Origin of the sequence: Streptomyces fuscigenes, assembly GCF_021556455.1 — a bacterium.
GTDB classification, from domain to species: domain Bacteria; phylum Actinomycetota; class Actinomycetes; order Streptomycetales; family Streptomycetaceae; genus Streptomyces; species Streptomyces fuscigenes.
Window position 1 is genome coordinate 1 of sequence record NZ_JAKGCV010000726.1, and the last position, 1,627, is coordinate 1,627.

General features: G+C 73.3%; 1 protein-coding gene. It reads left to right on the forward strand.

All coding sequences use genetic code 11. The features are described from left to right. Positions 1-317 precede the first annotated feature (317 nt). Positions 318-1,439, forward strand: a complete 1,122-nt coding sequence (locus L1885_RS28110) for a LacI family DNA-binding transcriptional regulator (RefSeq protein WP_235799961.1) — start codon at positions 318-320, stop codon at positions 1,437-1,439. The last annotated feature ends 188 nt before the right edge of the window (positions 1,440-1,627 follow it).

Consider the following 1,627-nt stretch of genomic DNA (forward strand, 5'->3'; position numbering starts at 1 on the left):
CCCACTCGCGCCGGGGCCGGGCGGTCCCGGGCCGCGGTGGCCGGGCCGCCGACCCGAGGGGGCGCACTTCCCCCTGGCGCGCGCGGGTGGCTCGCGCCGTGGCGCGCGTCCCTCGTAGTGGTGAGTTGAGACCTCTTCGAGACATGGCCCCTGCCCCAGGCGTATGCCGCTCCTCGCATGGAAGATCACCGTGCGGAACGGCAACTCCCTTGGCATATCAAGGTTTTCCCCCTTAATGATCATGCAGAAACGTGCCTGCCAAGTGGTGCATTTGCGACACGCTGAACCACCTGCCCGCGCCCTACTATCGGCTCGCCATGACAGCAGCAGGGAAACACCAGGTGAGCCGGACGGACACGACGCGCAGGGGAGGCCGGCAGGGCGGGCGGGCCGGTATCCGGGACGTGGCCGCCGCGGCCGGTGTCTCCATCACGACCGTCTCGGACGCGCTCAACGGCAAGGGCCGGTTACCCGACGCCACCCGACGCCATGTCCGCGAGGTCGCGGAGCGCCTCGGCTACCGGCCGTCCGCGGCCGCGAGAACCCTCCGTACGGGCAAGTCCGGGCTGATCGGCCTGACCGTCACCACGTACGGGGATGAACCTTTCACCTTCACCGAGTTCGCCTACTTCGCCGAGATGGCGCGTGCGGCGACCTCGGCGGCCCTGGCCCGCGGCTACGCGCTGGTGATCCTCCCGGCCACCTCGCAGCACGACGTCTGGTCCAACGTCGCGCTGGACGGCACCGTCGTCGTCGACCCGTCCGACCACGACCCCGTCGTCACGGAACTCGTCCGCCAGGGCCTGCCCGTCGTCTCGGACGGGCGGCCGGCCGGCACGCTGCCGGTCACGGCATGGGTGGACAACGACCACGAGGCCGCCGTGCTCGACCTGCTCGACCACATGGCGGAGGCCGGCGCGCGCCGGATCGGCCTGCTGACCGGGACGACGACCGACACGTACACGCGCCTGTCCACCACCGCCTACCTGCGGTGGTGCGAGAGGGTCGGCCAGGACCCCGTCTACGAGTCGTACCCCGCGCACGACCCCTGCGCCGGCGCCGTCGCCGCCGACCGCCTGCTCGCCCGACCCGACCGGCCCGACGCCGTCTACGGGCTGTTCGACCCGAACGGCACCGACCTGCTGGCGGCCGCGCGCCGCTACGGCCTGCGGGTGCCGGACGACCTGCTGCTGGTGTGCTGCAGCGAGTCCATGGTCTACGCGGCCACGGAACCGCCGATCACCACGCTCTCCCTCAAACCGCGGCGCATCGGCACCGCCGTCGTGCAACTGCTCATCGACGCGATCGAGGGAGTCGAGACGGACGGGCCCCTGGAGCGGGTGATACCGACGGAGCTGATCGTCCGGACGTCCTCGCAGCGCCGCCCGCCGCGCACGACGGTGAGCGCGCCCCGCTCCCCGTCCAGCGACCGTCCCTGAGCCCCGTCCGGACCCGCCGTCGCGCGACGCGCGCGCCCGGCCTCCGGACGGACGACCACCGGCCCCGGCCCGGACGCGCACCTCGGCGGGGCGAGCAGGGCGCGGTGCTGACGATGTGCGAGCAGGACGCTGCGCTGACGATGTGCGGGCAGGGCGCGGCACGGACGGCGCACGGGCAGGGCGCGGCG

Bases quoted from the DNA above. Each gene is read 5' to 3' on its own strand.
- L1885_RS28110 (WP_235799961.1), top strand. From the start codon at position 318: ATGACAGCAGCAGGGAAACACCAGGTGAGCCGGACGGACACGACGCGC.